Genomic DNA, 19,380 nt, shown 5'->3' on the forward strand with positions numbered 1-19,380 from the left:
CCTGTTGATCAAGAGGTTTGCGTCACGACACGCCGTGCGACATGACGCAAACCTCTTGATCGACGCCAGGAAGCGGGAGCGCGAGGGGGCGCGGTGGGGTGGGGGTGGGTTTTTTGCGGTTCGGCGCATGTTCTGCGGGTGGCGGGATAGAAGGGCACATGACCACCAAAGCCTCCGACGCGCCGGTGCTGAACCGTCAGCAGATCCGGCTGCTCATGTTCGGCCTGATGACCGGCATGCTGCTGGCCGCACTCGACCAGACCATCGTCGGTACGGCGCTGCCGACCATCGTGGGCGAGCTGGGCGGAATCAACCACTACTCCTGGGTGGTCACCGCGTACCTGCTCGCCTCCACCGCGTCGACGCCGCTCTACGGCAAGATGGCCGACCTGTACGGACGTAGACCGGTCTTCCTCTTCTCGATCGGCACGTTCCTGGTCGGGTCGTTGCTGGCCGGGCTCTCGCAGAACATGACCCAGTTGATCGTCACCCGGGGTATCCAGGGTCTCGGCGCCGGTGGTCTGTTGACGCTCGCCTTCACCATCATCTCGGACGTGGTGTCACCCCGGGAGCGTGGTCGCTACCAGGGCCTGTTCGGTGCGGTCTTCGGGATCTCGTCGGTCGCCGGGCCGCTGGTGGGCGGTTACTTCGCGGAGACCGACTGGCGGTGGATCTTCTACATCAACGTGCCGCTGGCGATCCTTGCCATCGTCGTCTGCTACCACGTGATGCGGCTGATCCCGTTCGAACGCCGGGACCACGCGATCGACTGGCTCGGCGCCGGCCTGCTGGTCGCCGGGGTGAGCTCCCTGCTGCTCGCGCTGAGCTGGGGTGGCAACGAGTACGCCTGGAGCTCCGGCGTGATCATCACGCTCTTCGTGGTCGGTGCGGTGCTGGGGGTGCTCTTCGTCCTTCAGGAGGCCCGGGTGGCCGAGCCGATCCTGCCGCTGCGGTTGTTCCGGAGCGCCACCTTCGCGCTGGCCAACTCGGCCCTGCTCGTCATCGGTCTGGTGATGTTCGGTTCGATCATCTTCATCCCGCTGTACCTGCAGATCGTGAAGGGCGCCTCGCCGACCCGGAGCGGTCTGCTGATGTTGCCGATGATGGCCGGAATCATCATCACCTCGATCCTGACCGGCCGCGCGATGACCCGGATCGGTCGTTACAAGTGGTTCCCGGTGGCCGGTTCGGTGACTCTTCTGGTGGGCATGTTCCTGTTCACCCAGTTGAAGGTGAGCACCTCGCTCTGGGTCGCGTTCGGGTTCATGGTGGTGATCGGCGTCGGGTTGGGCCTGTGCATGCAGTCGCTGATCCTGGCGGTGCAGAACGCGGTCTCCGTACGCGACCTGGGTGCTGGCACCTCCTCGGCGACCTTCTTCCGGTCGCTGGGCGGTTCGTTCGGGGTGGCGATCCTCGGCACGGTGCTCTCGTCCCGGTTGACCAGCGGGCTCGCCGACCGGCTGCCCGGCGCGATCGCGCAGCTTCCGCCGCAGGAGCAGGCGGCCGTGGCGGCGAGCGGTGGCACCAGCATCTCGATCAACGATCCGGCCACCATCCTGGCCCTGCCGGGGCCGGTCCGCGCGGCCATCCAGGGCGCCTTCGTCGACGCGCTCGACATGGTCTTCCTGACCGCCGGCCTGATCGCGATCGTGGCGGTGGTGGTCACCCTGACACTGCCCAACACGCAGCTGCGCGGTGCCGGACCGCAGGGCGCCACCGGTGGCGCCGACCCGCTCGGCGGCGAGGCCCCGGCGCCGGGAGGCAAGCCGCTGACCCGCGAATCCAAGGAGGAGGCCGCCACCGACATGCAGGCCAAGTCCCAGACGATGATCTGACCGAGTCGACCGGCCGCCCCGCCCCTCGCGGGCGGCCGGGGTCATCCGGCCACGAGGCGAAGCGGCTGTGTGGGTTGGCTGTGGAGACGGTCGAGCGCGGCGGAGGTCGCCGCGTCGGCGGGCAGGTACACGATCAGACGCTGGTCGTCGTCCACCGGAAGTTCGAGGGTCTCGTACGCGAGCCGGAGCATCCCCGCCTCCGGATGGGCCAGCCGGAGGACGCCGCTGGCCTTCGGCAGGCTGGGAACCGTGTCGACGCGCCGGGTGAAGGCGTCGCCCGCCGTGACGGTCAGCTCGTCCGCCAGGGCGGCCATCGGCGGGTAGGCCCGAAACGGGCCCTGCTTGAGGGCGGCGACCTGCTCGTCGGCCAGGTGGTCCCAGTCCGGGTACGCGCTGCGGGCCCGGCTGTCGCCGAGGAGGAACCGGGCGAGTTGGGCAGCGTCGCGTCCAGCACACCGATCGGCCCGACCAGTCGAACGTAGCCGGCGGTGTGGGCGAGGACGTCGCTGAGCCGGTTGAGCAGCACCGCCGGCGTGGGTTCGAGACGGTCGAGCAGCGCCCGCACGGTGGGACGTACCTCGTTGGTCGGGGCGAGGAGGCCCCGGCAGTTGTAGCTGGGATCGGCCGACTTGGTGAGACGGTGCAGGTGGGCGCGTTCGTTCCAGTTCAGCCGGAGCGCGTTGGCGAGCGCGGCGAGCACCTGCGGGGACGGTCGGCGGTCGCGGCCCTGTTCGAGTCTCGTGACGTACTCGACGCTCACGTCGGCGAGGGCCGCCACCTCGGATCGGCGTAGCCCCGGGGCGCGGCGGCGCGGCCCGGCGGGCAGCCCCACCTCGGCCGGCGTCACCGCTTCCCGGTGGACGCGCAGGAACAACCCCAGTTCGTTGTCGCTCACCATCCGAACGTAACAACGCCGGCCGACCAGATGGTGTCCCTGCCACTACCAGCCTCAGTCCGGTCTCCCTGGTCTCCGGCCAGCTGACGAGCGTGGGGGAAGGCGCTCGACAGCGGTCGAGCGGCAATCCCTGGTCGTTTGGAGCTGAGTCATGAGTCGTACGGTTGCGGTCATCGGTGGCGGTTACGGGGGTACGGCGGTCGCCAAGGCGCTGGAGTCAGTGGCCGACGTCGTCCTCATCGATCCTCGGGACGCGTTCGTCAACGTCGCGGCGTCGCTGCGGGCACTGGTCCGGCCCGACTGGGCCGGCAACATGTTCTTCCCCTTCGACACGGTGCTCACGCGGGGCACGGTGATCCGAGACCGAGCTGTCTCGGTGGATCCCGACGGAGTCACGCTCGCCTCGGGTCAGCGCGTCGCGGCGGACTATCTGGTGCTGGCCACCGGCTCCAGTTACGCCTACCCGGCCAGGCTGAACGCCGACTCCGTGGCGGAGGCGATCGACGACCTGCGCCAGACCAACAAGGAGTTGGCCAGCGCCGAGCGGGTCCTGATCCTCGGCGCCGGGCCGGTCGGGTTGGAGCTGGCCGGTGAGATCAAGGACGTCTGGCCGGACAAGCACGTGACCGTCGTCGATCCGGCCGAGCAGTTGCTGCCGGGCTTTCGGCCGGAGCTGCGCCACGACCTGCATCGGCAGCTCGACGAGCTGGGCATCCAGGTGCGGCTGGGCACCGGCCTGACAGCGCCGTTGACGACCGGGGCCAATCGGGCCGCGACCTTCACGGCCGGCACCACCGACGGCGACGAGATCACCGCCGACATCTGGTTCCGTGCCTATGGTCTGCGGACCAACAGCGACTACCTCGCCGACGGGCGACTGACGACGCCAACCGCGCAGGGGCAGGTGTCCGTGACCGAGACGCTCAACGTGCGCGGGCCCGACGAGATCCTCAGCCATGTCTACGCGATCGGTGACCTCACCGATGTCGCCGAGGACAAGCTGGCGGCGTACGCGTTGCGGCACGCCGAGATCGTGGCGCAGAACATCACCGCGCAGCTGCGCGGCGAGCCGGCCACAGCCACCTACCAGCCCATGCCCGACCCCATCATCCTGCTTCCGCTCGGGCCGCGGCACGGTGTCGGCCAGATGCCCACGCCCGACGGCCCGGCCGTCGTCCCCGCCGCGACGGTCGCCGAGTACAAGGGCGCCGACCTGTTCACCGGCCGCTTCCTGGAACAGTTCGGCCCCACCGCTGCCTGAGCTGACCTGCCGGACGGCCGACCTACTTGAGGATGAGCCGGTTGGTCTGCTCGAAGACGTCCAGGTCGGCCAGGGTCTCGATGACCGAGGGGGAGAGCGGGGCGGGGAACCGGTCGCGGGCGAAGAAGCCGGCGTCGGTGGTCTCGTCGGTGACCCGGGTCAGTTGCCCGTCCCACTCCTCCACCTTGAACGCCGTCGTGAACACCTGGTACGTGTGGCCGTACATGTTGGTGCTCGTCCGGTCCGGACCGGTGTAGAGGGCGAACGCGCAGACCCGCAGCGCGCGCAGCCCGGTCTCCTCGCGGACCTCGCGTACGGCGCAGTCGGCGATCGACTCGCCCAGTTCCATCGCGCCGGCCGGCATGGCCCACTGGCCGTTGTCCGAGCGTTTGATCAGCAGGATGCGTCCGGCGTCGTCGTTGACCACGGCACGGGCGCCGACGAACATCAGCGTCCGGTCCCCGGCGAGCGCGCGCAACTGCCCTACATATGAGTCGGCCCAGGAGATGCTCACCTGCGACAACTTACGGGGGTTCCCAACGTGTGACAGCCGACACTAGCTTGTTACCCATGCGTAGCACGATGATGGACGCCCCCCTGCAGATCTCCCGGATCCTCGACCACGGCGCAGGGGTGCACGGTACGGCCGAGGTGGTCACCTGGACGGGCGCCGAACCCCGCCGGATGACGTACGCCGAGGTGGGCCGGGCCGCCGCCCGGCTGGCCCACGCGCTGCGCGACGAGTGTGGGGTGACCGGCGACGAGCGGGTCGCCACCTTCATGTGGAACAACAACGAGCACCTGGTCGCCTACTTCGCGGTGCCGAGCATGGGTGCGGTGCTGCACACCCTCAACATCCGGCTCTTCCCCGACCAGGTCGTCTACATCGCCAACCACGCCGAGGACCGGGTGGTGCTGGTCGACAGCACGCTGCTCCCGTTGCTGGCCCGGGTGATCGGTGAGCTGACCACGGTGCGGCACGTCGTGGTGGTCGGCGGCGGCGACCCGGCCCCGCTGGTGGCGGCCGCCGGCGACCGGATCACTGTGCACCACTGGGACGCGTTGCTCGCCGACCGGCCGGACACCTACGACTGGCCCGAGGTCGACGAGCGGGACGCCGCCGCGCTCTGCTACACCTCGGGCACCACCGGCAACCCGAAGGGCGTGGCCTACTCGCACCGGTCGATCTACCTGCACTCGCTGCAGGTCTGCATGCCGGAGGGTTTCGGTCTCGGGCCGACCGACCGCGAGTTGGCCATCGTGCCGATGTTCCACGCCATGTCCTGGGGTCTGCCGTACGCGGCCTTCCTCTCCGGCGCGTCGCTGATCATGCCGGACCGGTTCCTCCAGGCCGCGCCGATCGCCGAGATGATCGCCGCCGAGCGGCCCACCCTGGCCGGCGCGGTGCCGACCATCTGGACCGATCTGCTGGCCTACCTGGACACCCACGACGTGGACACGTCCTCGCTCAGTGAGGTGATCGTCGGCGGCTCGGCGTGTCCGCCGGCGCTGATGCACGCGTTCGACGAGCGGCACGGGATCGACGTCATCCACGCCTGGGGGATGACCGAGATGTCTCCGCTGGGGTCGGTCTCGCGTCCGCCCGCCGGGGCGACCGGTGAGCAGGCGTGGCGCTACCGCTACACCCAGGGGCGGGTGCCGGCGGGCGTGCAGGCGCGGATCGTCGGCCCGGCGGGCGAGCCGATGCCCGCCGATGGCACGGCCGTCGGCGAGTTGGAGGTCCGTGGGCCGTGGGTGACCGCCCGGTACGTCGGTGACGACGCCCCGGACGAGGAGAAGTTCCGCGACGGCTGGTTGCGTACCGGAGACGTGGGCACCCTCTCGCCGGACGGGTACATCACGCTGACCGACCGCGCCAAGGACGTGATCAAGTCCGGGGGTGAGTGGATTTCGTCGGTGGAGCTGGAGAACGCGCTGATGGCCCACCCGGCGGTGCTGGAGGCGTGCGTGGTGGGTGTCCCGGACGAGCGCTGGGACGAACGGCCGCTGGCCACCGTGGTGGTCCGGGAGGGCGCTTCGGTGACCGCCGAGGAGTTGCGGGACTTCCTGGCCGGGTCGGTGGCGCGTTGGCAGTTGCCGGAGCGCTGGGCGTTCATCGACACGGTGCCGAAGACGAGCGTGGGCAAGTTCGACAAGAAGGTCGTCCGTTCGCGGTACGCCGGGGGCGAGCTGACTGTCCGCGAGCTGACAGCACCGTAACGTTTTCCCGGGCACTGTCGCCTGTTAGGGCGGGAGTACTCCTGAAACAACCCTCCCCAGGGGCGGCCCCGGCGTTCGCACCGCGCCGGGGCCGCCCGCTCCACGCGGGGTGACCCGCACCGTCATTGTTGCGAAAGTTATTCGCTTCTGTCCTGCTGACGGGGAAATCGGGTGGTCCGCGACCTGATCAGGCGTCGCTGGTGGTGATGAGCACCTTGCCCACCGTCGAGTCCTCCACCGCCTGGTGTGCCGCCGCCGCCTCGGCCAGGGGGTAGTAGTGCAGCGGCAGGCCGGCGTCCGCGCCCACCCGGATGCCACCCTGACTGGCCGCCGCCGCCACGTCCTTCACCCCCTGCGCCTTGGCCGCCTTCGGCTCCGTGTAGACCAGCACGAACTGCCAGCGGGCGTTCGGCGCCATCATCGCCCGGATCGGGATGCTCACCTCGGCACCACCGTTGTCGGCGTACATGCAGACCGCGCCACCGTGCCGCAGCACCTGCACGTCGGTCGAGGCGTTACGGGCGGGGGAGACCTCGACGATCGTGTGCACCCCGTCGGGGGCGATCTTGCGGACCTCCTCGACCACGTCCTGCTCCCGGTAGTTGATCACAAAGGACGCACCGGCCGACGCCGCGAGCTGCGCCTTCTCCGCGCTGCTCACCGTGGCGATCACCGTGGCGTCGGCCCACCGGGCGAGCTGGATCGCGGCGTTGCCGACCGCGCCCGCGCCGCCCTGCACCAGCACCGTGTGATCCGCCAACGCGCCGGCCCGCAGCGTTTCCGGCATGAACTCGCCAGCGGTCAGACAGCGGTGCGCGGTGAGGAACGGGATGCCCAGGGCGGCGCCCAGCTCGAACGCGGCAGCGCCGAGGCGTACCGTCTGCCGGACCGGCACCAGCGTGTACTCCGCCGTCGTGCCCCACGGCCGCTGCCAGGCGGCCTCCCAGACCCACACCCGCTCACCGATCAGGTCGGGGTCGACCCCCGCGCCGACCGCCTCGATCACCCCCGCGCCGTCCTGCCCGGGAATCTGCCACCCGTCCGGCGGTGAGCTGCGACGGGACTTCCAGTCGGTCGGGTTCACCCCGGAGACCGCCATCCGCACCAGGACCTCGCCCGCACCCGGCTCCGGCACCGGCCGGTCGACCAGAGAAAGCACCGACGGGTCGCCGTTGCGCTCGTACACGATGGCCTTCATCCGTGGTCTCTACCCCGCTCGGCACGGGTCAACCCAGCTCGTCCACCAGCTCCGGGGTCAGCTCACCGATCGCGTTCAACGTCACCACCGCCAGCCCCGCGGCGTCCGGATCGAGCGGGTACGAGCCGTGCGGCACCGCCACCACCCGCATCCCCGCCGCCGCGGCGGAGCGCACCCCGTTGGACGAGTCCTCCACTGCCACACAGCGGGTCGGGTCGACGCCGAGGCGCTGCGCCACGCTCAGGTACACGTCCGGCGCGGGCTTGCCCCGCTCGGTCTGCTCGGTGGAGAGAGTCGCGCCGAACGCGTCGGTCAGGCCGGTCGCCGCCAGCGCCGCCTCGATCAGCCGGGTCGGCGACGAACTGGCCAACCCGAGCGGCCACCGCGCGGCCAGCCGGCGGACGACCTGGTCGGCGCTGTCGATGAGGGGTACGTGGTCCCGGTAGCGTCGGGTCATCTCCTCGACCACCTCGACGGCGACCTGTTCGGCGGTGCGGCCGACGCCCAGCTCCCCGCTGAGGTAGTGGGCCCACTCGCCGGTGCTCATCCCCATCAGGCGGCGCTGGGTGTCCGGCTGCCACGTCCCGCCGTGCGCCGCCACGTACGCCCGGCGGACCTCCTCCCACACCGGCTCGGAATCCACGATCACGCCGTCCAGGTCGAAGACCACCGCATCCGTCACGGGCCCATCCTGCCCGACCGTTGGGCGCCCGGTCAGCCGGGCAGGGCGGGCAGGCCGAGCGGGCTGCCCTCGGGGAGCAGGGTGTGCCCGGACCGGGCGATCGGCTCCAGCAGCTCCCGCAGCCGGTCCGTGTCCTTCGGGCCGAGCGCCTGCCACGGGTGCGCGGCGGCCCGGTCGGTGGCGTCCTCGATGGCCTGGAACTCGGCTCGGGCGTGCTCGGTGACCGCGCCGTCCCCGGTCAGCCAGCCCCGCCGGGCGAGCCGCTCGCGGGCGGCCTGCCACTGTTCCTCGGACCAGCCCCGGCCCAGCAGGTACTGCGGCGGCGAGCCGTCCAGCGCGACCCGCCCGGTCAGCGTCTCCACCGGGTCCAGCCCGGCGGCCACCAGCGCCGCCACGTGTCCGTCCCCCCGGTGCTCGCGCAGCGTGGTGGCGGCCTGCCAGAGCCGCGCCAGCGGGTACTCGCCGGCCGGCAGCGCCGCGTTGGCCGCGCCGAGCACCCGGCCGGCGGTCTGCACTGCCGAGGCGGCCCGCTCCAGCAGGTCGGCGGCCTCCACCAGGTGCGACTCCGGTAGCTCGTAGGTCAGCTCGGCGAGCGCCTGCACGGCGCCGGTCAGTCGGGCGCGCAGCGCCTCCTGCGGGGTGGCCAACCGCCACACCGCCGGCAGCGCGCGGGCCACCATCGGCGGCGCGAAGGTGAAGAAGGCGGCGATCACCGGGGCCGCCTCGGTGGCTCCCAGCGGCGCGGCCCGGCCGGCGAAGTAACCGCGCCAGTAGCCACGCAGCCCCACCGCCTCGAACGCGGCGCGGGCCCGGGGGTGGAGGTAGGTGACAGTGTGTACCGGCTCGTAGTACGCCCACATCGACCGGGCGGTCCGCCCGAGCTCGTCCAGCGCCGTCACATGCACCTCCGCGTCCCGGTTCCGGATGCTCACCCCGGACGGCGAACCGCCCGGGGTGACGCCGAACCTACTGCCGCAGGGTGACGGGCCGGAAGCCCCATGTGTACAACTCCATCGCGCCCCGGCGACAACCGGGACGACCCGGACAGGTCACTGGGCGGCGAGCACGTCCACCACGAAGCGCAGCGGGCCGGTGGGGCGTCCACCGGCGTTGGCCGCGTCGTTGCCGTACGCCAGCTCGCCCGGGATGTCGAGCTGCACCCGGCTGCCCACTGTCACGCCGACCAGGCCCTGGTCCCAGCCGGGGATGACCTGACCGACGCCGATCGGGAAGGTGGCCGGCTGCCCGCTGCTCCAGGACGAGTCGAACTCCTTGCCGTCCTTGTAGAACACCCCCACGTAGTTGGTGGTGATGTTCTGGCCCTTCTGCACGGCCGGGCCGGTGCCCTTGATCAGCGGGGTGACCGCGAGCTTCTTCAGCTCACCCGTGCCCGGCTTCACCGTCGGCTTGCTGCCCAGCGCCGGATCGGCGCCCTCGGGCAGCTGCGGAGCGGGGGGTGCGCCGGCCTCGTCGGGGGCCGGGGCGGAGGCGGACGGGGTCGCGTCGGCCGACGTCTTGGGCTTGTCGTCGCCACCGCCGATCGTCACGAAGACGGCGATCAGTACCCCGACCACGGCGACGGCGGCGAGGCCGCCGGCCCACGCGTTGCGCTTCCGCCTCGCGTCGGCGGCCTTCTTCTCCGCCAACTGGGCGGCCAGGCGGCGTCCCGACTTGGTCGCCGGGCTCTGATCCTGGCCTGCCGACCGGTTCTGCTGCGTCCGCTCGCTCACGTCGTCGACTCCCTGCTGCGAAGTGTGGCCGGCACCCGGTGCCGGGGGGAAAGCCGACGCACACGGTACCCGCACGAGGGCCGACCGTGCCCGCCGCGGACGCCCCGGATCGCCCAGCGCGACAGTTCCGGGGCTTTGCCGGGCGTTATTCCGGGACGACCATGAAGTCGGTCACGAACGAGGTGACCCGGCCGTCGGCGGCCCGACCGATCCAGGTGCCGTAGCAGCCGTCGCCCCAACCCGTGGACACGGTGACCACGTTGGCGCCGCTGACCTCGTCCAACACGGCGCTGATCAGCCCCGGAACCGGAGACGAGGGCAGCTCGGTCGGGATGAAGACCTCCTCGACCCGGTCGGAGTCCCAGCCCTCCAGCACGGCGAGCGCGGTCGGGTCGGCGAGGGTGCCGACGCCGGCGTCCACCCCGTACCCGAAGTAGTCGTCCGCGCCGAGCGTGGCGACGTTCTGGTCACCCGCGACGGCCGGCTCCCAGCGGATGGTCGGCTCGGCGGAGACGACCAGCTCCAGCGCGGCGACCCGGCGGTCCACCTCGGCGTCCTCCCGGAGCACCACCGCCACCCAGGCGCGGGCGGGATGCCGCCCCGGCGGCACGGTCACAGTGAACGGCTCGGCCTCCGGGCAGACCAACGGGTCACACCCGACCACCCGGCCGGTCGGCAACACGATGTCGCCCACCGGGTGAACCTCGATCAGGTACCCGCCGTGCTCGTCGGTGAAGTGCTCCCCGGGCGTCAACAACCGGTCCAGATCAGGGGTGTACGGCATGAGGGCTCCTCCGGTCGCCAACGGCCGGCGGAGCGTACCCGGCCCGGCGGACACCGCCGCCGCTGCCGTACGGTCAGGCGCTCTTGCGGGGTGCGGTCTTGCGTGCGGCGGTCTTCTTCGCCGGCTCGGCCTTCTTCGCGCCGGTCTTCTTGGCGGCGGTCTTCTTCGCCGGCTCGGCCGCCTCCTTCTCGGCCGTCTTCTTCGCCGCGGTCTTCTTCGCGGGAGCCTTGGCGGCCTTCTTCTCGGCCGCCTTCTGCGCGGACCGGGCCGACGAGATGGGCGTCGGCTCGCCACCACCACCGCCACGGGCGGGCTGCTCACCGCGAGCGGCCTTGGCGCGTTCCACCGACGCCTTCAACGCGGCCATCAGATCCACCGCCGCCGCCGGGGCCTCCTCGACCTCCTCCGGCTGGACGACCTCCCGACCCTCCACCTTGGCGTCGATGACCTCCTGCAACGCGGCCCGGTAGTCGTCGGTGAAGACGTCCGGCTCGAACTCGCCGGTCATCGAGTCGATCAGTGAGCTGGCCATGGCCAGCTCCGGCGGGCGCACCTTGAGGTCCTCGTCGAGGAAACCGAAGTCCGGGGTACGGATCTCGTCCGGCCAGAGCATGGTGTTGAGCAGCAGCACACCCTCGCGGACCCGCAGCGTGGCCAGCTGCTCCCGCTGGCGTAGCGCCACCTTGACGATGGCCACCCGCTCCGAGTCGATCAGCGCGTCGCGCAGCAGCACGTACGGCTTGGTCGCCGTGCCCTCGGGCTCGAGAAAGTACGCCTTGTTGTAGAGGATCGGGTCGACCTGCTCGGCCGGCACGAACTCCAGCACGTCGATGGCGCGGGAGCTGGTCAGCGGCAGGTCGGCGAAGTCCTCGTCGGTGAGGATCACCATCTCGCCGCCGCCGATGTCGTAGCCCTTGGCGATGTCGTCGTAGGTGACCTCCTCGCCGCAGACCGAGCAGGTGCGCTTGTAGCGGATCCGGCCGCCGTCCTCGCGGTGCACCTGGTGGAACCGAATGTCCTTCTCCTCGGTCGCGGAGTAGAGCTTCACCCCGATCGAGACGAGCCCGAACGACACGGCTCCCTTCCAGATGGCACGCATTCTGCGCTCCCTTCCCCGGTATCGACCATGCTCGCATCCGAAAGAACCGGACGCGAGGTGTTCGGCCTGCTACTACAGTCGGGTCGTGCCCGGCGCGCCGCTCAAGCCGATGCTCGCGATGACCGGGCCGCTCCCGGCGGGTGACGGCTGGGCGTACGAGTTCAAGTGGGACGGCGTCCGCGCCCTGGCCGACATCTCCGGCGGCGGTCAGCACCTGTACGCCCGCTCCGGCGTGGAGATCACCGCCGCGTACCCGGAGTTGGCCACCCTGCCCGAGCAGGTCGACGACGCGCTGCTCGACGGCGAGGTGGTGCTGCTCGGCCAGGGTGGGCAGCCGTCGTTCACCGCGCTGGCCGAGCGGATGCACGTACGGGACCGGAACAAGGCGGCCCGGTTGGCAGCGGTCATGCCGGTGACGTACATGATCTTCGACCTGCTGCGGCTGAACGGTGACGACCTGACCGGCTGGTCGTACGAGCGCCGCCGCGCGGAGCTGGACGCCCTCGCGCTCGGTGGCCCCCGGTGGGCGGTGCCGCCGATATTCGCCGACGGTCCGGCCACCTACGAGGCGGCCGGAGAGCACGGCCTGGAGGGGGTGATGGCCAAGCGCGTCGGGGCCGTCTACCGCCCGGGGGTGCGCTCGCCGGACTGGGTGAAGGTCAAGCTCGAGGTGACCGGCGACTTCGTCATCGGCGGTTGGCGACCGGGCGCGCGCCGGATCGGCGGGCTGCTGGTCGGGGTGCCCGGCCCGGACGGCCGGCTGATCTACCGGGGTCGGGTCGGTGGCGGGATCGGCGCGGCCATCGAGCGGCAACTCCTCGCCGAGCTGGAGCCGCTGCGCTCCGGCGTGTCACCGTTCGCGCCCGGGGTGCCGCGCGAGGATGCCCGGGGCGCCATCTGGGTAGAACCCCGGGTGGTGGTGGAGGTGAAGTACGGCCAGCGCACCCCCGACGGCCGGCTGCGCTTCCCCCGAGTGCTGCGGTTGCGCCCGGACAAGCCCCCGGAGGAGGTCGACGATGCCGGCTGATCGGCTACGGGTGGACGTCGAGGGCCGCTCGCTGGAGTTGTCCAACCTGGACAAGGTGCTCTACCCGGCGGCCGGGTTCACCAAGGGCGAGGTGATCGACTACTACACCCGGATCTCCCCGGTGCTGCTGCCGCACCTGCGGGACCGGCCGCTCACCCGGATCCGCTTCCCCAACGGGGTGGACGACAAGTCCTTCTTCGAGAAGAACGCACCGGCCGCGACCCCGGACTGGGTGCGGGTGGAGAACCTGCCGGCGCCCGGGTCGACGAAGGGTCGGGAGACCATCGACTACGTGGTCGCCGACGACCTGCCCACCCTGGTCTGGCTGGCCAACCTGGCCGCGTTGGAACTGCACACACCGCAGTGGAAGGTGGGCGAACACCCGGACATGATGGTCGTCGACCTGGATCCGGGGCCGCCGGCCGGGCTCGCCGAGTGCTGCCCGGTGGCGGTGCTGATGCGCGACCGCCTCGCCGACGACGGCATCGAGTCGTACCCGAAGACCTCCGGCAAGAAGGGCATGCAGCTCTGCTGCCCGATCGCCGGCACCCAGTCGTCCGACCTCGTCTCGGACTACGCCCGCCGGATCGCCCAGGAGTTGGAGCAGGCCCACCCGAAGCTGATCGTGTCGAAGATGGCGAAGAACCTCCGACCGGGCAAGGTCTTCATCGACTGGAGCCAGAACAACGCGGCGAAGACCACTGTGGCGCCGTACTCGCTGCGGGCCCAGTCGGTGCCGTCGGTGTCGACGCCGCTGACCTGGGACGAGGTGGAAGCCGGCGCGCGCGGCCGGAAGCCGGCCGTCCGCCAGTTCAGCGCCGACGAGGTCCTGGCCCGGGTCGAGGAGTACGACGACCTGCTCGCCCCCCTGCTCGACGGCGGCCCGGAACTGCCCTCCGAGCTGAGGTAGGGCGGAATCGGCTCACCGTGAGTTCCTATGGCGCGAGACGGGGTCTCCGTTACCAAGCGCGAGAGTGTCCGTGCCTTCGGCTGGACAAACTAACCCTTTGCTCTGCTTACCTATAGGCAACACCGACATTGAGCTGCGGCTTCATGTTGGCCGCTGAGGGCCCCGGCCGCAGCTGTGCTCGCGCAGCGTGAGTGTCGCGTATAGGTAAGCAGAGCAAAGGGTCTGGGGTGGGGATGGCGGACCGCTCTCGGCGTGACTTTGTGTGACGGGCCTGGCGTCCATCGCGCAATGGGCGCCAGGCCCGGAGGTGTGGCCGCGCACCCGGCCCGCTACGCCAGCCCGCCGGTGGCGGCTCAGCGGCGGGTCAGTTACCGCCGAAGACCTTGCGGCTGAAGCCGAGGCGCAGCAGCACCGTCTCGCCGCGTCGTTGGGTCGTACCCGGACGGAGGCTGACACCCGTTGGGGAGCATCAGCTTGCGGCGGCGTGGACAGCGCGCGAAGCGCGTAGCCGCCACCAGGCGCCGCCGGCCAGGGCGATGGTGATGACGGTGACCGCGATGTCGCCGGCCAGGGCCGCCGCCGGGCTCGCCGGGGAGTAAGGCGGCACCAGGTACGCGAACGCGGCGGCGGTGACCAGGCTCGCCGTACCGGCGACGAGCACGTGCCGCTGCCCCCAACCGTCCCGCGACGACCAGTACGCGATCAGCCCCCCGGCGGCGGCGGCGAGTCCCAGCGCGATGGCCACCCCCGCCCAGCCGGGCGTCAGGTCGGCGCCGATCCGGACGAGGACGACCAGCAGGCCCACCCAGAGCGGATGCGGTACCCGACGGGCCGGGCGCGGGTGGGGGCGGCGCCAGCGGGGCAACAGGGCGACCACCACGAGGGCGACAACCACCGTGGCGGCGAAGGCCAGCTGGAGCGGGCTGGCCAGGAAACCCTTCCGGCCGCTGCTGTCGGAGAAGATCAGCAGACTGCCGAGCAGGTAGAGCACGCCGACCACGACGAGACCGGGCCGGCCCAGCCACGGCCGGAGACGCCGCTCCGGCCCGAGGAACGACTCGATCAGCACGATCGGCGCGCAGATGGTCAGCACGATGTGGCCGCCCACGTAGTCGTAGGCCTGCCGGAGGCTGAAGTCGAGCCCCGGCACCAGCGTCGCCTCGGCGGCGGCACGGGTGTCGGCGTACTGCGTGTCGTTCAGGAAGTCGGGGTTGAACAGCGACTGGTCGACCAGCCCGGCCTGGAGTACGCCGAACGCGGCGGCGAGCAGCACGATCGTCGGCCAGCCCGCGCCGAGGTGCCGGGCGGTCTCCCGGATCAGGATCGCCGCGCCGCCGTACATCGGGCCCAGGAAGATCAGCACCGGGAGGAAGCCGTCGATGGCGAATCCACCCCACGAGCACTCGGCCGCCCACGGCGCGAGCAGCAGCAACGCGATCACCGGCACGAGCCGGCGGCGCAGAGGGAGACGGCCGTCGGTGGCGGCACGTTGGGTAGCGGCACGGTCGGTGGTGGCACGGTGGGTGGCGGAGTGCGGCGGGGCGGTGCTGTCGGCGGAGTCGGGCTCGGTCGGCATCTGCGCTCCTCGGCGGCGCGTCGGGGGTCGCCTGTCACCATGGGCGGGCCACCCGGCCAGCCGCTACGGCCATCGGGCGACGAGGATCGCAACCAAAGTCGTTGAGTAGGGTGGTGCCGACATCGACCCCCCGGGGAGCGTGGAGATGCAGCCGACCGTCACCACCGACCTGGCGGCCCGACCCGTCGGGGCCGAGTATCCGCTGCTCAGCTACCGCGACGAGGCGACCGGGGAGCGGGTCGACCTGACCGCACAGCAGGTCGGTGTCTGGGCGGCACGCAGCGCCAGCCTGCTGCGGGACGGCTGCCGGCTCGGCCCCGGCAGCCGCGTAGCGGTCCTGCTGCCGCCGCACTGGCGTACCGCCGCGGTGTTGTTGGGCGCCTGGGCCTCCGGCCTGGCGGTGTCGTTCCGACCGCGCGCCACCGCGGGCCTGGCGGTGCTCGAACCGGGTGGTGACCGGCCGTTCGACGCGGTCTTCGTGACGCCGGAGCGGCAGGACGACTGGCTGGAGGACGTGCCGGACGCGACGCACCGCTACCTGGTCGGCACCGGGCCGGGGCGACTGGACGACGTGCCGTTGGGCTGGTTGGACTGGTCCGCCGAGGTGCTTCGGCACGGCGACGTCACGCCCGACCACACCGCCATCCACCCGTCGGATCCGGCCACCGCGGACGGCACCACCTACGGCCAGTGGAGTGCCCTCGCCCGGGAGTTCGCCACGATTCTGGACCTGCGCGCCGGTGATCGACTGCTGGTCGACGCCGCCGAGACCGAGCAGCCGCTGAAGTGGTTGCTCGCGCCGCTCTCGGTAGGCGCGTCCGTGGTCATCAGCGCCAACCTCGACCCGGCCCGGCGGGACGCGGTCGTCGCCGCCGAACAGGTGACCCGGGTGCTCTGACCGCACGCCGGGCCGGCCAAACAGCGCTCCGCGATCCTGTTCCGCGCCTCAAGGGGGCGCCCCGCCATGACGCACGAGACACCCGCGTCACCCTTCCGATGGAGCCGATGCGATCCGCCATTCCGTCGCTTGGCCTGCTCATACGCTTCGCCGAAGGCAGGCGCGCGGTGGAGCGCCCGCCCCGGTTGACGCATGGGCGGAGGGGTCGATGGCTTCGAGGCGTACACATCGGATGCTGGTGTCGGCCGTCGCCGGAGGTCTGTTCGCGCTCGGCGTGGTCGCGCCCGGCCCGGCCGCCGCGCCGCTGCCCCGCGCAGCCCGGGCGGACGGCGACGTGGCCCCCGTGCCGCGGGAGCCGCGCCCGCCGTTGCTTCCCGCAGACTTCCGGGGCACTGGCCGTTACATCGTGCGGGACCTCGGCATCGACGTGCCGTTCATCTGGCAGGGCAGGGACGGCAACAGCCAGATGATCGCCGGCGGCCCGGAAGACCCGATCTGGTTCACGAACCTGATCTACGAGAACACGCTTTACACGCTCACCTACAAGTGGCCGAACATCCCGCTGTTCCCGCCGCGCGCGTGCAGCAAGATCCCGGGGTTCTTCAACCGGCAGATCTTCAACGACAAGCTGAAGACGTCGCGTTTCGTGGGGCCGGAGATCCTGCAGGGGGAGAAGGACCGGCACGTCGACCACTGGCGGGTCGGGGTCGTCGGCGGGTCCACAGTGCCGGGGGAGTTTTTCCGGTTCCCGATCGCGCTCGGTGACATCTACGTCGACCAGCACGACCCGAGCCGCTGGTGGCAGGTGTTGCAGTTCGGCCTGCAGAACCTCTTCGACCCGGAGTTGGACGAGTGGTTCACCATGGACACCTTCGACCACCGCCCAGGAGTGGTCACCCTCCCCGACCGCTGCCCACCCCCCACGTCCTGACCCGACGACCGTGTTGATCAAGAGGTTTGCGTCATCGACAGGCCGATCGATGACGCAAACCTCTTGATCACCACGTGCGGTGGAAGGCGTTACAGGGCGAACAGGAGGGCGGCGTTCAGGAGGGCCACCACTGCTGTGGCGAAGTGAATGCCGAAGGCTACGGCCTTCGTCCCGCCGTTGCGCAGCACGATGACGGTGTCGCCCAGTGGGACGAGCGCGACGATCAGCATGAACCACGCGACGGCGTCGGCGGTCGTGAAGGCGATCAGGGCGAGGCCGAGCAGGCCGTAGCTGAGATCGCGGACGCCCTTGATCGTCAGGTAGGCGGGGTCGCCGTCCGGTCGGGCCGGCACGCCGTATCCGGCGGCGGCGGCCTGCGGTACCAGCAGGAACCGCGCACCGATCAAGGCGACGAAGAGGCTGAGTACGACGGCGAGGCCGTAGGCGAGGGGTGCCAGCATGAGTCCGCTCCAATTCCTAGCGCTGCTAGATGCAAGAGCGACGCTAGCAGAGCATTGAACGGAACGCTAGCGCTGCTAGGATTGCTGTCATGTCGACTCAGGGGCGCCGAGAGCGCGAGCGGGCGGAACGGGAACGGGACATCGTCACGGCGGCACGCGACCTGGCCCTGGCCGAAGGCTGGGAGGCGGTGACCACCCGGCGGCTCGCCGCCGAGATCGAGTACAGCCAGCCCGTCCTCTACAGCCACTTCAAGGGCAAGGACGCCATCATGGCGGCCGTCGCCGTCGAGGGCTTCGCCGAATTGGCCAATGCCCTGGCCGCGGCTCGGGCCTCGGCCGCCAGTCCCCGGCAGGCGGTCGCCGACGTCGCGGCGGCATACGTCGCGTTCGCCGAGCAGCGTCCCGCAATCTATGACGCGATGTTCACCCTTGCCGTGGACCTGCCGTTCGCCACCCAGGAGGTCCCGCCGGACCTGGCCCGAGGCTTCGCCGAACTGGCCGAGACGGTGCGCCCGGTTGCCGGAAACGACGACCTGGAGACGTTCACCGAGACGTTCTGGAGCGGCCTGCACGGGCTGGTCACGCTGATGCGCAGCGGCCGGCTCCGCCGCCCCGGCCACGACCACCGGCTGGCGGTGCTGGTGGACCGCTTCTCCCGGTGAGCGTTGTCGTCACGGCCGCGCGCGCCGGGCGCAGGGCGCGAGGTGGTCGACTGGCAGGGCGCACCGCGCGCCACCGGGCAGTGGCCGGTCGCAGAAGACCCAATGTCGTACGCCCTGCTGGTCCTCCGCCGAAACGGTCACCCCGCCCGGCTCGACCCGCGCGCTGAGCCGGACCAGTACCCGAGCGGCGGTACGGGCGAAGATGCGGGCGCGCAGCAGGTCCGGCGCGGTGATCGGCAGGTGGATCACCCAACGCTCGGTCATCGGTAGCGGCGATTGGCCGACTGGGCGCTCTGCCAGGCGCGGAGCGCGTTCTTGATGCGTACGTTCTCCTCCTGCACCGCGACCAGGGCGGTCTGCGCGACGGTGCGCTCGTCGACAACGCGGTGCAGAAAGGTGCGGATCTCGACGGGGTCGAGGCCGCCGCCGGCGCACGTTGAAGCACCGCTCGCGGATCTGCCAGGGGCGGAGCGGCCTTTTCTGGCTGGCTGCTGCCATCGGTGGTCTTTCCTCGCGTCGGCTCACCAGCCGGCGGATCAGGTCGCGCACGGGGACCGCCCTTCGTCGGGTCGCGTCGAAGTGGAGGGGGCGGCCTCCGCCGGTTGCGGTCGGCGGAGACCGCCCCGCCCTGCGACCGCAGCCTCGATCGGCGGTACGGCAGCAGGGCCGCGCCGGGGGAGCGCGGAGGGTGGGGTCTCGGCGGCGATGCGAGACCGGTACGAGAGGCGCCAACCGACCGCAGCAGCACCGCATCACCGAGGGCGACGCTACCGATGCAGCATCACCTACGTCAAGTACTGCGCCAACCTCTTCTACCGCACCATCATCATTATCAGCTATGTCACCACCATCACCTCTTTCAGTACATGCATTGCCTACGTCGAGGGGGTGGATCAATACTGGGTGGGCCAACCGACTGCAAGGGGCCGCATCGTGCCTATTCCGCCCACCATGGACGAGCTGCTAGACGATCTGCGAAGCAAGATCAAGGACGGGACCTACCCGCCGGGCAGCCAGTTGCCCTCAGGTCGCGCGCTTGCCGACTCCTACGACGTCTCGCACTCGACGATTCAGCGGGCGATCGCGACGTTGCGGGAGCAGGGTGTGCTGGTCGGCCGTCCGGGCCGCGGCGTCTTCGTCGCGGAATCCACCCGACGCTGACTCTCGCCGGTGGGGCGAGCAGGCCAGTTTTAGAGTATCCCGCGGCGCGG

General features: G+C 71.0%; 19 protein-coding genes and 2 pseudogenes. 9 read left to right on the forward strand and 12 right to left on the reverse strand.

Features of this window, described 5'->3' with window-relative positions; all coding sequences use genetic code 11:
• The first annotated feature begins 158 nt into the window (after positions 1–158).
• On the forward strand, positions 159–1,835 hold the full coding sequence (locus tag ABZU52_RS14360) for an MDR family MFS transporter (RefSeq protein WP_354971494.1): 1,677 nt from the start codon (positions 159–161) through the stop codon (positions 1,833–1,835).
• A 41-nt stretch (positions 1,836–1,876) separates the two neighbouring features.
• On the opposite strand, the pseudogene ABZU52_RS14365 reads toward ABZU52_RS14360, so the two are convergent.
• Positions 1,877–2,733 (reverse strand): annotated as a pseudogene (locus ABZU52_RS14365) (helix-turn-helix transcriptional regulator).
• Positions 2,734–2,881: 148 nt separating this feature from the next.
• Between ABZU52_RS14365 and ABZU52_RS14370 the strand changes: the two are divergent.
• Positions 2,882–3,991, forward strand: a complete 1,110-nt coding sequence (locus tag ABZU52_RS14370; protein WP_354971495.1) for an FAD-dependent oxidoreductase — start codon at positions 2,882–2,884, stop codon at positions 3,989–3,991.
• Between the two features lie 22 nt (positions 3,992–4,013).
• On the opposite strand, the gene ABZU52_RS14375 is transcribed toward ABZU52_RS14370, so the two are convergent.
• Positions 4,014–4,505 (reverse strand): NUDIX domain-containing protein, encoded by a 492-nt coding sequence (locus ABZU52_RS14375; protein WP_354971496.1) that lies wholly within the window; start codon positions 4,503–4,505, stop codon positions 4,014–4,016.
• 71 nt (positions 4,506–4,576) lie between these two features.
• Here ABZU52_RS14375 and ABZU52_RS14380 point away from each other — a divergent pair, with 71 nt between their 5' ends.
• On the forward strand, positions 4,577–6,211 hold the full coding sequence (locus ABZU52_RS14380; RefSeq protein ID WP_354971545.1) for a fatty acid--CoA ligase: 1,635 nt from the start codon (positions 4,577–4,579) through the stop codon (positions 6,209–6,211).
• Between the two features lie 187 nt (positions 6,212–6,398).
• On the opposite strand, the gene ABZU52_RS14385 is transcribed toward ABZU52_RS14380, so the two are convergent.
• The 6 genes from ABZU52_RS14385 to ABZU52_RS14410 form a co-directional block, all read right to left on the reverse strand.
• Entirely contained in the window at positions 6,399–7,409 is a 1,011-nt protein-coding gene (locus tag ABZU52_RS14385; RefSeq protein WP_354971497.1) for an NADPH:quinone reductase, read from the reverse strand.
• A 28-nt stretch (positions 7,410–7,437) separates the two neighbouring features.
• Positions 7,438–8,091 (reverse strand): HAD family phosphatase, encoded by a 654-nt coding sequence (locus tag ABZU52_RS14390; RefSeq protein WP_354971498.1) that lies wholly within the window; start codon positions 8,089–8,091, stop codon positions 7,438–7,440.
• A gap of 32 nt (positions 8,092–8,123) precedes the next feature.
• Positions 8,124–8,951, reverse strand: a complete 828-nt coding sequence (locus ABZU52_RS14395; RefSeq protein ID WP_354971546.1) for a hypothetical protein — start codon at positions 8,949–8,951, stop codon at positions 8,124–8,126.
• Between the two features lie 189 nt (positions 8,952–9,140).
• A complete protein-coding gene (locus tag ABZU52_RS14400; RefSeq protein ID WP_354971499.1) occupies positions 9,141–9,821 on the reverse strand; it encodes an FKBP-type peptidyl-prolyl cis-trans isomerase in 681 nt (226 codons plus the stop codon).
• A 145-nt stretch (positions 9,822–9,966) separates the two neighbouring features.
• Entirely contained in the window at positions 9,967–10,605 is a 639-nt protein-coding gene (locus ABZU52_RS14405) for a DUF4241 domain-containing protein (protein WP_354971500.1), read from the reverse strand.
• Between the two features lie 73 nt (positions 10,606–10,678).
• On the reverse strand, positions 10,679–11,704 hold the full coding sequence (locus ABZU52_RS14410; protein ID WP_354971501.1) for a Ku protein: 1,026 nt from the start codon (positions 11,702–11,704) through the stop codon (positions 10,679–10,681).
• Between the two features lie 85 nt (positions 11,705–11,789).
• On the opposite strand from ABZU52_RS14410, the gene ligD (ABZU52_RS14415) reads away from it, so the two are divergent.
• Together ligD (ABZU52_RS14415) and ligD (ABZU52_RS14420) are read left to right on the forward strand one after the other, a co-directional pair.
• On the forward strand, positions 11,790–12,731 hold the full coding sequence (ligD, locus tag ABZU52_RS14415) for a non-homologous end-joining DNA ligase (RefSeq protein ID WP_354971502.1): 942 nt from the start codon (positions 11,790–11,792) through the stop codon (positions 12,729–12,731).
• Positions 12,721–13,641, forward strand: a complete 921-nt coding sequence (ligD, locus tag ABZU52_RS14420) for a non-homologous end-joining DNA ligase (RefSeq protein ID WP_354971503.1) — start codon at positions 12,721–12,723, stop codon at positions 13,639–13,641. The genes ligD (ABZU52_RS14415) and ligD (ABZU52_RS14420) overlap by 11 nt, the downstream gene beginning before the upstream one ends.
• Before the next feature lie 469 nt (positions 13,642–14,110).
• Here the strand turns inward: ligD (ABZU52_RS14420) and ABZU52_RS14425 are convergent, their stop codons facing one another.
• Positions 14,111–15,217 carry a hypothetical protein gene (locus ABZU52_RS14425; protein ID WP_354971504.1) on the reverse strand — a complete coding sequence of 369 codons (1,107 nt, stop codon included), beginning with the start codon at positions 15,215–15,217 and terminating at the stop codon, positions 14,111–14,113.
• 145 nt (positions 15,218–15,362) lie between these two features.
• Here ABZU52_RS14425 and ABZU52_RS14430 point away from each other — a divergent pair, with 145 nt between their 5' ends.
• Positions 15,363–16,115, forward strand: coding sequence for a TIGR03089 family protein (locus ABZU52_RS14430; protein ID WP_354971505.1), 753 nt, complete (start codon positions 15,363–15,365; stop codon positions 16,113–16,115).
• Positions 16,116–16,323: 208 nt separating this feature from the next.
• Positions 16,324–17,046, forward strand: a complete 723-nt coding sequence (locus ABZU52_RS14435; RefSeq protein WP_354971506.1) for a hypothetical protein — start codon at positions 16,324–16,326, stop codon at positions 17,044–17,046.
• An 89-nt stretch (positions 17,047–17,135) separates the two neighbouring features.
• Here ABZU52_RS14435 and ABZU52_RS14440 read toward each other — a convergent pair whose 3' ends face one another.
• Entirely contained in the window at positions 17,136–17,507 is a 372-nt protein-coding gene (locus tag ABZU52_RS14440; RefSeq protein WP_354971507.1) for a DUF4267 domain-containing protein, read from the reverse strand.
• An 89-nt stretch (positions 17,508–17,596) separates the two neighbouring features.
• Between ABZU52_RS14440 and ABZU52_RS14445 the strand changes: the two genes are divergently transcribed.
• Entirely contained in the window at positions 17,597–18,169 is a 573-nt protein-coding gene (locus ABZU52_RS14445) for a TetR/AcrR family transcriptional regulator (RefSeq protein WP_354971508.1), read from the forward strand.
• Positions 18,170–18,178: 9 nt separating this feature from the next.
• On the opposite strand, the gene ABZU52_RS14450 is transcribed toward ABZU52_RS14445, so the two are convergent.
• Together ABZU52_RS14450 and ABZU52_RS14455 are read right to left on the reverse strand one after the other, a co-directional pair.
• The gene (locus ABZU52_RS14450) at positions 18,179–18,433 is read right to left on the reverse strand and encodes a hypothetical protein (protein WP_354971509.1); all 255 of its coding nucleotides are present in this window, start codon (positions 18,431–18,433) and stop codon (positions 18,179–18,181) included.
• A pseudogene (locus tag ABZU52_RS14455) lies at positions 18,430–18,649 on the reverse strand (hypothetical protein); the annotation flags it as partial. The gene ABZU52_RS14450 and the pseudogene ABZU52_RS14455, both read right to left, overlap by 4 nt.
• A gap of 471 nt (positions 18,650–19,120) precedes the next feature.
• On the opposite strand from ABZU52_RS14455, the gene ABZU52_RS14460 reads away from it, so the two are divergent.
• The gene (locus ABZU52_RS14460) at positions 19,121–19,330 is read left to right on the forward strand and encodes a winged helix-turn-helix domain-containing protein (RefSeq protein ID WP_210776427.1); all 210 of its coding nucleotides are present in this window, start codon (positions 19,121–19,123) and stop codon (positions 19,328–19,330) included.
• Positions 19,331–19,380: the final 50 nt, after the last annotated feature.

Source organism: Micromonospora sp. NPDC005220, assembly GCF_040607895.1.
Taxonomy (GTDB): Bacteria; Actinomycetota; Actinomycetes; order Mycobacteriales; family Micromonosporaceae; genus Micromonospora.

What these genes read in the sequence shown, in the direction of transcription:
- ligD (WP_354971503.1), top strand. Translation starts at nt 12,721, where the DNA reads ATGCCGGCTGATCGGCTACGGGTGGACGTCGAGGGCCGCTCGCTGGAG.
- ABZU52_RS14440 (WP_354971507.1), bottom strand. Translation starts at nt 17,507, where the DNA reads ATGCTGGCACCCCTCGCCTACGGCCTCGCCGTCGTACTCAGCCTCTTC.
- ABZU52_RS14460 (WP_210776427.1), top strand. Translation starts at nt 19,121, where the DNA reads ATGGACGAGCTGCTAGACGATCTGCGAAGCAAGATCAAGGACGGGACC.
- ABZU52_RS14370 (WP_354971495.1), top strand. Translation starts at nt 2,882, where the DNA reads ATGAGTCGTACGGTTGCGGTCATCGGTGGCGGTTACGGGGGTACGGCG.
- ABZU52_RS14395 (WP_354971546.1), bottom strand. Translation starts at nt 8,951, where the DNA reads ATGTGGGCGTACTACGAGCCGGTACACACTGTCACCTACCTCCACCCC.
- ABZU52_RS14380 (WP_354971545.1), top strand. Translation starts at nt 4,577, where the DNA reads ATGGACGCCCCCCTGCAGATCTCCCGGATCCTCGACCACGGCGCAGGG.
- ABZU52_RS14435 (WP_354971506.1), top strand. Translation starts at nt 16,324, where the DNA reads ATGGCTTCGAGGCGTACACATCGGATGCTGGTGTCGGCCGTCGCCGGA.
- ABZU52_RS14410 (WP_354971501.1), bottom strand. Translation starts at nt 11,704, where the DNA reads ATGCGTGCCATCTGGAAGGGAGCCGTGTCGTTCGGGCTCGTCTCGATC.
- ABZU52_RS14405 (WP_354971500.1), bottom strand. Translation starts at nt 10,605, where the DNA reads ATGCCGTACACCCCTGATCTGGACCGGTTGTTGACGCCCGGGGAGCAC.
- ABZU52_RS14450 (WP_354971509.1), bottom strand. Translation starts at nt 18,433, where the DNA reads ATGACCGAGCGTTGGGTGATCCACCTGCCGATCACCGCGCCGGACCTG.
- ABZU52_RS14385 (WP_354971497.1), bottom strand. Translation starts at nt 7,409, where the DNA reads ATGAAGGCCATCGTGTACGAGCGCAACGGCGACCCGTCGGTGCTTTCT.
- ABZU52_RS14360 (WP_354971494.1), top strand. Translation starts at nt 159, where the DNA reads ATGACCACCAAAGCCTCCGACGCGCCGGTGCTGAACCGTCAGCAGATC.
- ABZU52_RS14445 (WP_354971508.1), top strand. Translation starts at nt 17,597, where the DNA reads ATGTCGACTCAGGGGCGCCGAGAGCGCGAGCGGGCGGAACGGGAACGG.
- ABZU52_RS14425 (WP_354971504.1), bottom strand. Translation starts at nt 15,217, where the DNA reads ATGCCGACCGAGCCCGACTCCGCCGACAGCACCGCCCCGCCGCACTCC.
- ABZU52_RS14430 (WP_354971505.1), top strand. Translation starts at nt 15,363, where the DNA reads ATGCAGCCGACCGTCACCACCGACCTGGCGGCCCGACCCGTCGGGGCC.